8 protein-coding genes and 2 tRNA genes are annotated in these 8,794 nt (G+C 71.1%); 8 read left to right on the top strand and 2 right to left on the bottom strand.

The window, feature by feature from the left end:
- Positions 1 to 154: 154 nt before the first annotated feature.
- Positions 155 to 1,393: a GNAT family N-acetyltransferase gene (locus ABZ858_RS18260; protein ID WP_361378904.1), complete on the bottom strand. Its 1,239-nt coding sequence runs from the start codon at positions 1,391 to 1,393 to the stop codon at positions 155 to 157.
- Between the two features lie 162 nt (positions 1,394 to 1,555).
- Here ABZ858_RS18260 and ABZ858_RS18255 point away from each other — a divergent pair, with 162 nt between their 5' ends.
- The 3 genes from ABZ858_RS18255 (at position 1,556) to ABZ858_RS18245 (ending at position 3,619) form a co-directional block, all read left to right on the top strand.
- Complete coding sequence (locus ABZ858_RS18255; protein ID WP_361378901.1) at positions 1,556 to 2,731, top strand: PP2C family protein-serine/threonine phosphatase; 1,176 nt, start codon at positions 1,556 to 1,558, stop codon at positions 2,729 to 2,731.
- A 61-nt stretch (positions 2,732 to 2,792) separates the two neighbouring features.
- Complete coding sequence (locus ABZ858_RS18250) at positions 2,793 to 3,272, top strand: HD domain-containing protein (RefSeq protein WP_361378898.1); 480 nt, start codon at positions 2,793 to 2,795, stop codon at positions 3,270 to 3,272.
- A gap of 152 nt (positions 3,273 to 3,424) precedes the next feature.
- Positions 3,425 to 3,619, top strand: coding sequence for a hypothetical protein (locus ABZ858_RS18245; RefSeq protein WP_361378895.1), 195 nt, complete (start codon positions 3,425 to 3,427; stop codon positions 3,617 to 3,619).
- A gap of 82 nt (positions 3,620 to 3,701) precedes the next feature.
- Here ABZ858_RS18245 and ABZ858_RS18240 read toward each other — a convergent pair.
- Positions 3,702 to 3,772 (bottom strand) — tRNA-Gly (locus tag ABZ858_RS18240).
- A gap of 208 nt (positions 3,773 to 3,980) precedes the next feature.
- Here ABZ858_RS18240 and ABZ858_RS18235 point away from each other — a divergent pair.
- The 5 genes from ABZ858_RS18235 to clpX all read left to right on the top strand — a co-directional run bounded on the left by ABZ858_RS18235 (position 3,981) and on the right by clpX (position 8,713).
- A tRNA-Pro gene (locus tag ABZ858_RS18235) sits at positions 3,981 to 4,057 on the top strand.
- Positions 4,058 to 4,256: 199 nt separating this feature from the next.
- Positions 4,257 to 5,633 (top strand): trigger factor, encoded by a 1,377-nt coding sequence (gene tig / locus ABZ858_RS18230; protein WP_361378892.1) that lies wholly within the window; start codon positions 4,257 to 4,259, stop codon positions 5,631 to 5,633.
- Between the two features lie 281 nt (positions 5,634 to 5,914).
- Positions 5,915 to 6,520, top strand: a complete 606-nt coding sequence (locus ABZ858_RS18225; protein ID WP_360979607.1) for an ATP-dependent Clp protease proteolytic subunit — start codon at positions 5,915 to 5,917, stop codon at positions 6,518 to 6,520.
- A 57-nt stretch (positions 6,521 to 6,577) separates the two neighbouring features.
- Positions 6,578 to 7,258, top strand: coding sequence for an ATP-dependent Clp protease proteolytic subunit (locus ABZ858_RS18220; protein WP_361378889.1), 681 nt, complete (start codon positions 6,578 to 6,580; stop codon positions 7,256 to 7,258).
- Positions 7,259 to 7,426: 168 nt separating this feature from the next.
- Positions 7,427 to 8,713, top strand: a complete 1,287-nt coding sequence (gene clpX / locus ABZ858_RS18215; protein WP_361378886.1) for an ATP-dependent Clp protease ATP-binding subunit ClpX — start codon at positions 7,427 to 7,429, stop codon at positions 8,711 to 8,713.
- Positions 8,714 to 8,794 lie beyond the last annotated feature (81 nt).

Here is an 8,794-nt window from a genome sequence, read left to right as displayed (position 1 = left end):
ATCCCGCCGCCCGGCCCGGGCCGACCCCTGCCGCCCAGCTCTGGCTGAACCCGCCGCCCGGTCCCGGCTGAATCCCGCTGCCCGGCCTGGGCCGACCCCTGCCGCCCGGCCCCGCCCGGCCCCCGCCGCCGCCCCGGCCCCGCCTAGAACCCCGCTAGAACCCGTGCGGCAGCCACGGTGCCACCGCCGAGCCGAACCCCACCGACGCCTCCGCCAGCGCCCCGCTGCGCAGTTCCCGTACCCGCCCGGCCGCCGCCAGCGCGGTCAGCGGTACGCCGCCGAGATACGCCGCCCCCAGTTCCCGTACCGACAGCGCCAGCTCCGCCGGATCGGTCGTCCGCTCGCACACCGCGCCCTTCGCGTCCCCGCTCAGCCGCCACCGCCCCGCGTTCCACGGGCAGAAGGCGTCCGCCACGTCGAGTACCACGTCCACCGGCGCCTGGTAGGTGCGCGCGGCCAGCGCCGCCCCCACCTCCACCGGCCGCAGGTACAGCGAGTCCTGCTGCCGCGTCCGGCACCGCCGGATGTCGGACACGAGGTACTGCCAGGCGTCGTCGACCGGCCGCTCCCGCACCCGCAGCGTCGACATCAGGTCGATGCCGAACAGGAAGCGCCACAGCGCCGCCTCGCTCGCCGGATCGAGCGCGGCCAGGCCCGCCAGCCGCACGGTGCCGTCATGCCCGCCGGACCCCCAGCCGAGCTTGGTGCGGAACCGGGCGTACCCGGTGACCTCGCCGTCCCGCTCGGCGACCACGCACTGCAGCGCCGACGCCCCGTCCCGCGCGCTCTCCGGGTCCACCAGCGCCACCCGCTCCCAGCCGGTCCCGCGGGCCAGCATCCCGGGCCGGGTGGGCACCAGCCGCGCGTACACCGCCTCGCACTCCGCCAGCACCTCGGCGGGCGCCGCGTACCGCAGCCGTATCCCGTCCGTGCCGGCCGGGACGGCGAGTCCGGCCCGCGCGGTGTCGATCTCGGCCTCCAGCCCGAAGGTCGCCGCGCCGTACCCGAACCGCCCGTAGATCGCCGGTTCGGAGGCGGTCAGCACCGCCAGCGGCTCACCCCAGGACCGCACGTCGTCCAGCTGCCGCCGCATCATCGACGTCAGCACCCCGCGCCGCCGGTGCGTGGCGGCCACGCTCACCATCGTGACGCCCGCCGTCGGCACCGAGGCGCCGCCCGGCACGGTCAGCCGGAAGCTGAACGCCCCCGCCGTGCCCACGCACGCCCCCGCGTCCCAGACGCCCAGCGAGCGGCCGAACTCGGTGAGCGAGCGGTCCAGCTCCCGTTCCCCGGGATCGGCCAGGCCCCCGAAGGCGCGGACCAGATTGTCGTACCAGTTATCCCATTCGTCCCGCAGCAGCACTGTCGGCCCGTACGTCGGCTGAGTCCCCATGCGCCATGCCTACCAGGGCGCCGCCGGGGGGAGCGAGCAATTTTCTAAGGGGCGCCCACCGGCGTCCCACCGGCGCGTTCCCTGTGAACTCGCGCCCCGGACGGGGGATAAGTCGGACCTCCCGTGCCAAGCGGCGGCCCGGATGGATAGGGTCCCGGACTAATGGCAGCAGGACGAGGGCGGCGCGCGGAAGCCGAGACGTTCACGGCCCGGTTGAAGATGCAGTGGCACCGGGTCCGCGTCGGCGTGCGCCGATCCGCCGTCGACTACTTCCGCGGCGACGGCTCGGACTGGGTCGCGCTCGGCGGCCTGCTGCTGACCGTGCCCCTGATCGCCGCGCTCACACTCGTCGACTCGGTGTGGTTCTCACCGGCCGCGCTGGTACTGCCCATCGTCGCCGGCGGCCTGCTGCTGCGCCCGGCCAGCCTGCTCGGCCTGTACGCGGCGGCGGCCACCGCGCTGATCGTGGAGTCGGTGCGGCTCGGGCCGTACACCGAGGGCCCCTCCCGGGTCACCCCGGGCGTGGTCCTGGTGGTCGCCGCCTGCGGTTTCTTCGGGCTGCTGATCGCCCAGTTCCGCAGCCGGGTCGGCGTGCCCTGGCGGCGCGGCGGCACCATGCTCTTCGACCTGCGCGAACGCATCCGGGTGCAGAGCGAGCTGCCGCACCTGCCGGCCGGCTGGCACCACGAGATGGCGCTGCGCCCGGCCGGCGGCCAGTCCTTCTCCGGCGACTTCGTGGTCGCGGCCCGTACCAACGCCGGGCGCACCCTGGAGGTCGTCCTCACCGACGTGTCCGGCAAGGGCATGGACGCGGGCTCGCGGGCGCTGCTGCTGTCCGGCGCGTTCGGCGGCCTGCTGGGCAGCCTGCCCCCGCACGCCTTCCTGCCCGCCGCCAACGGCTACCTGCTGCGCCAGGACTGGGAGGAGGGCTTCGCGACCTCCATCCACCTCGTCCTCGACCTGGACTCCGGCGACTACGAGCTGTACTCCGCGGGCCACCCGCCCGGCCTCCAGCTCAGCGCCGGCACCGGCCGCTGGGAGGAGAAGGCGGCCGAGGGGCCGCTCCTCGGCGTGTACGACGGCGCCCAGTTCGACTCGGTCAAGGGCTCGCTGCGCCCCGGTGACGTCCTGATGCTGTTCACCGACGGCCTGGTGGAGACCGCCGAACGGGACATCGCCGAGGGCATCGACCGCCTCACCGGCGAGGCCGACCGCTATGTCGCCGGCGGCTTCCACGGCGCCGCCTGGCACCTGATCGAGGCGGTCGCCAAGGACGTCAACGACGACCGCGCCCTCCTGCTGATCTGCCGCGAGGGCCCCACCGCCGCGCTGCGCTGACCACCCGGTACGGACCCGGTCCGCCGGCAGGGCCCGCACCGCGAACCGAGAGGAGTCCGCCATGGCGGGGGAGCGACCGGCCGGTGCCGGACCGGTGATGGACCCGGCCGAGGCGGAGGCCGTGGCCCGCTCCGCGCACGCCGGGCAGACGGACAAGGCCGGCCGCCCCTACGCCGAGCACCTGCGAGCCGTGGCCGACGGCGTGCGCGCCCGCGGCGGGGACGCCGAACTCGTCACCGCCGCCTGGCTGCACGACGCCCTGGAGGACGGCGCGCTGAGCGAGCGGTGGCTCGACGCCGCCCCGCTCACCCGGCGCACCAAGGACGTCGTACGGGCCCTGACCAAGCGGCCGGACGAGGAACCCGAGGCGTACGCGCGCCGGATCCTCGCCACCCCCGGCGCCCGCCTGGTCAAAGCGGCCGATCTCGCGCACAACGCCGACCCCGGCCGCCTCGCCGTCCTGGACGCGCCCACCGCGCGACGCCTCGCACGGAAGTACGCCACGATGCGCGCCCTTCTCGGTCTCACCTCGGACGACTGACCGCCCGTCGCGGCACGTCGGCGCGGACCCGTCACCGATGATGCGTCAGGGACGGCATAGGCGGGCCGTGTTGGTGGCACGATGGTTCCAGCGGGGGCGTGGGGTTGGCGCCCCGGGCCGGGAGAGCGGACCAACCGAAGGTGTGATCAGTTGTGGCCATTTCACTGTCCGTGGTGCTGCTGTTGGCGGTCATCCTGGTGGTGCTGCTCCGAGGGGGCTCCATCAAAGCGGGCCCGGCCATCGTCGCGGTGCTCTTCGGCTTCTTCCTCGCCTCCACCGGCATGGCCCCGTCGATCAACCGCTTCATGAACTCGATAGCGGACACGATCAACACGATCCACTTCTGACCGGGAAAGAGCCGGGTAAGAGAAAGACTCAGGGCCGGGCCGGAGGATCTGAGATCCTCCGGCCCGGCCCTGAGCCGTACAGAGCGGGCGACGGGAATCGAACCCGCGTAGCCAGTTTGGAAGACTGGGGCTCTACCATTGAGCTACGCCCGCACACGACGCGCGCCGCGAGTCGGTGACCGCGGCACACAAGGCATCGTAGCGGGTCCCGTGCCGTCCCCGCACACCCCCTTGCCGCCTTGCCGCAAGACACCGTCCCGCGCCCCTCGCCGTGGCGGCGCCCCGGCGGCGCGCCGGGCGGTGCTCACGGAATGCGGCGGCCGTCCCGGCCGTGGGCATGTACCCTACGTGTCGCACCAGACGGGGTGTGGCGCAGCTTGGTAGCGCGTCCGCTTTGGGAGCGGAAGGCCGTGGGTTCAAATCCCGCCACCCCGACCACCAGCCGGCCGCCGACCGGCGCCACCTCATGTGATCGCCGTGATCGCCTTTTGGGGCGCTGAGCGGCTGCGGTTACTATGCAAGCTGCGCGCCCGTGTGTCCGGCCTCCTGGGCCTACGAACTCCTCCGGGCGGCTAATCCGCCGGACCCCCTCTGGCTCCGGCGAAACCCAAGCAGTCAGCCACAAGGAGACCGAACCGTGAAGAGCGCCGTGGAGACCCTGAACCCGACCCGGGTTCGGCTCACTGTCGAGGTGCCCTTCGAGGAGCTCAAGGACAGCCTCGACGCGGCGTACAAGAAGATCAACCAGCAGGTCACGGTGAAGGGCTTCCGCAAGGGCAAGATCCCGGCCCGGGTCATCGACCAGCGGTTCGGCCGCGGTGCGGTGCTGGAGGAGGCCGTCAACGACGCGCTCCCGAAGTTCTACACCGAAGCGGTCAACGACGCCGAGCTGAACCCGCTGGGCCAGCCCGAGGTCGACATCACCGAGCTGAAGGACGGCGAGACGCTGAACTTCACCGCCGAGGTCGACATCCGCCCGGCCATCGAGATCCCGGACTACTCCGGCATCGAGGTCGAGGTCGACGCCATCGAGGTCAGCGACGAGGACGTCGAGAAGGCGGTCGAGCAGCTGCGCGAGCGCTTCGCCTCCACCTCCCCGGTCGAGCGGGCCGCCGAGGACGGCGACGTCGTCACGGTGGACCTGCGGGCCAAGGTCGACGGCGAGGTTCTGGAGGACGGCGTCGCCGACGGCGTCTCCTACACCATCGGCTCCGGCGAGCTGCTCGACGGCATCGACGACGCCGTCAAGGGCCTGGAGGCCGGTGGCGAGGCCACCTTCACCTCCGAGCTGAAGGGCGGCTCGGCGGCCGGCAAGGAGGCCGAGGTCACCGTCAAGGTCACCCAGGTCGCCGCCCGCGAACTGCCCGAGCTGGACGACGACTTCGCGCAGCTCGCCTCCGAGTTCGACACCCTCGACGAGGTGCGCGCCGACAGCCGCAAGCGCCTGGCGAACATGAAGCAGTACGACCAGGCCACCCAGGCCCAGGAGCGCGTCCTGGACAAGCTCCTGGAGCTGGTGGAGGTCCCCGTCCCCGAGAAGCTCCTTGAGGACGAGATCAACACCCGCAAGCACAACCTGGAGCACCACCAGCTCGGCCAGATGGGCCTGACCCTCGACAAGTACCTGGAGATCCAGGGCAAGACCGCCGAGGAGTTCGACACCGAGACCCGCGAGGCCGCGGTCAAGGGCATCAAGACCCAGTTCGTCCTGGACGAGCTGGTCAACAAGGAGAAGCTCAACGTGAGCCAGGAGGAGCTGACCGAGCACCTCATGCGCCGCGCCGCCTCCTCCGGCATGTCCCCCGACCAGTTCGCGCAGGCCGTCGTCCAGCAGAACCAGGTCCCGATGCTGGTCGGCGAGGTCGCCCGCGGCAAGGCCCTGGCCGTCGTGGTCGAGGCCGCGACCGTGAAGGACACCAACGGCGAGGTCGTCGACCTGGACGACGAGGACGAGGCGGAGGAGACCACCGAGGCCGCCGCCGAGGGCGAGGGCGAGGAGAAGGCCGAGGGCTGATCCCCCCGCGCGTCGCCTCCAGACGTACGTACGATGGGCCCTGGGGCATTCCCCAGGGCCCGTTGTGCTGCCTGGCCACCCGCGCACCAGGGGCCCCGGCGCTACGCCCCCGGCGAACACTTGCCTTCGCGGGATTCCCCGACGGGGCCCGCGCGTTAGGGTCCATGAATACGAGGGCAGGGGAGTCCCCGGAACCGGCCGGACGGCCCCGCGCCCCGGCAGAACACGTGAGACGGCCCGGCGCCGTCGTAAGACGAGCAGGTGGATACGTGACGAATCTGATGCCCTCCGCCGCCGGCGAGCCCTCCATCGGTGGTGGCCTCGGCGACCAGGTCTACAACCGGCTGCTCGGCGAGCGGATCATCTTCCTCGGCCAGCCGGTGGACGACGACATCGCCAACAAGATCACCGCACAGCTGCTGCTCCTTGCCGCCGACCCGGACAAGGACATCTTCCTCTACATCAACAGCCCCGGCGGTTCGATCACGGCCGGCATGGCGATCTACGACACCATGCAGTACATCAAGAACGACGTGGTGACCATCGCCATGGGCCTGGCCGCCTCGATGGGCCAGTTCCTGCTGAGCGCGGGCACGCCCGGCAAGCGCTTCGCGCTGCCGAACGCCGAGATCCTGATCCACCAGCCCTCCGCCGGCCTGGCCGGTTCGGCCTCCGACATCAAGATCCACGCGGAGCGGCTGCTGCACACCAAGAAGCGCATGGCCGAGCTGACCTCCCACCACACGGGCCAGTCGGTGGAGCAGATCACCCGCGACTCGGACCGCGACCGCTGGTTCGACGCCCACGAGGCCAAGGAGTACGGCCTCATCGACGACGTCATCACGCACGCCGCCGGCATGCCGGGCGGCGGCGGCACCGGGGCCTGAGCCGCTCAGCCCAGCCAGCCCCCCGGCCGACCGCCCAGCCCCTTTCCAGGAGACATCGTGAACGACTTCCCCGGCAGCGGCCTCCACGACCGTGCGCGCGCCGAGTACACCGGCCCGACGGCCGAGTCCCGCTACGTCATCCCGCGCTTCGTGGAGCGCACCTCCCAGGGCATCCGCGAGTACGACCCGTACGCGAAGCTCTTCGAGGAGCGCGTGATCTTCCTCGGCGTCCAGATCGACGACGCCTCCGCCAACGACGTCATGGCGCAGCTGCTGTGCCTGGAGTCGATGGACCCCGACCGGGACATCTCGGTCTACATCAACAGCCCCGGCGGTTCCTTCACGGCGCTGACCGCGATCTACGACACGATGCAGTTCGTGAAGCCCGACATCCAGACGGTCTGCATGGGCCAGGCGGCCTCCGCCGCCGCGGTCCTGCTGGCCGCCGGCACGCCGGGCAAGCGCATGGCGCTGCCGAACGCCCGGGTGCTGATCCACCAGCCCTACAGCGAGACCGGCCGCGGCCAGGTCTCCGACCTGGAGATCGCCGCCAACGAGATCCTGCGGATGCGCTCGCAGCTGGAGGACATGCTGGCCAAGCACTCCACCACGCCGATCGAGAAGATCCGCGAGGACATCGAGCGCGACAAGATCCTCACGGCCGAGGAGGCCCTCTCCTACGGCCTGGTCGACCAGATCATCTCCACCCGCAAGATGAACAACGCCGCGGTCCGCTGACGCGCGCACCGCACCCGCCCGTCGCCCCTTGGCACGGTCACGTCGAAGTGAACCGTGCCAAGGGGGGCCCGGACGGGGGGCTCGGCAAGGTACCGTCGACATAAGGCAGCACCAGGAGTCGCTGGACGATCGCGTCCAGTCGTCTCCCAGGCGAAGGGGAAGCACACCGTGGCACGCATCGGTGACGGCGGCGATCTGCTCAAGTGCTCGTTCTGCGGCAAGAGCCAGAAGCAGGTCAAGAAGCTCATCGCAGGGCCCGGTGTGTACATCTGCGACGAGTGCATCGATCTCTGCAACGAGATCATCGAGGAAGAACTCGCGGAGACCAGCGAGGTGCGCTGGGAGGAACTGCCCAAGCCCCGCGAGATCTACGAGTTCCTGGACGGGTACGTCGTCGGCCAGGAGGCCGCGAAGAAGGCCCTGTCCGTCGCGGTGTACAACCACTACAAGCGGGTCCAGGCCGGCGAGAACGGCGGCGCGCAGGGCCGTGAGGACGCCATCGAGCTGGCGAAGTCCAACATCCTGCTGCTCGGCCCCACCGGCTCCGGCAAGACCCTGCTGGCCCAGACCCTGGCCCGGATGCTGAACGTCCCGTTCGCCATCGCCGACGCCACCGCGCTGACCGAGGCCGGGTACGTCGGTGAGGACGTCGAGAACATCCTGCTCAAGCTGATCCAGGCGGCCGACTACGACGTCAAGAAGGCCGAGACCGGGATCATCTACATCGACGAGATCGACAAGGTCGCCCGCAAGAGCGAGAACCCGTCGATCACCCGGGACGTCTCCGGCGAGGGCGTGCAGCAGGCCCTGCTGAAGATCCTGGAGGGCACCACCGCCTCGGTCCCGCCGCAGGGCGGCCGCAAGCACCCGCACCAGGAGTTCATCCAGATCGACACGACGAACGTGCTGTTCATCGTGGGCGGTGCCTTCGCCGGCCTGGAGAAGATCATCGAGGGCCGGGCGGGCGCCAAGGGCATCGGTTTCGGCGCCACCATCCGCTCCAAGCGGGAGCTGGAGGCCAAGGACCAGTTCGAGGACGTCATGCCCGAGGACCTGGTCAAGTTCGGCATGATCCCCGAGTTCATCGGCCGCCTCCCGGTCATCACCAGCGTGCACAACCTGGACCGCGAGGCCCTGCTGAAGATCCTGGTCGAGCCGCGCAACGCCCTGGTGAAGCAGTACCAGCGCCTGTTCGAACTCGACGGTGTCGAGCTGGACTTCGAGCGCGAGGCCCTGGAGGCCATCGCCGACCAGGCCATCCTGCGCCAGACCGGCGCGCGCGGCCTGCGCGCCATCATGGAGGAGGTCCTCCAGGGCGTGATGTACGAGGTCCCGTCCCGCAAGGACGTCGCCCGCGTCGTCATCACCGCCGACGTGGTCCTCTCCAACGTCAACCCGACCCTGATCCCGCGCGACGCGCGCGGCCGGGGGCCGGGCGAGCAGAAGACGGCGTGACCCGCGGTACGCATACGGAAGGGGGGGGCGGGGGGTGTTCGGCGGGGCCCGCCGATTGTGGTGTTGGTTGTGGTTTTTTTT

It is taken from the genome of Streptomyces sp. NPDC047017 (assembly GCF_040644175.1).
Classification (GTDB): domain Bacteria; phylum Actinomycetota; class Actinomycetes; order Streptomycetales; family Streptomycetaceae; genus Streptomyces.
The sequence above is the reverse complement of the archived record's forward strand: the minus strand, read 5'-3'. Positions and strand labels throughout refer to the sequence as shown.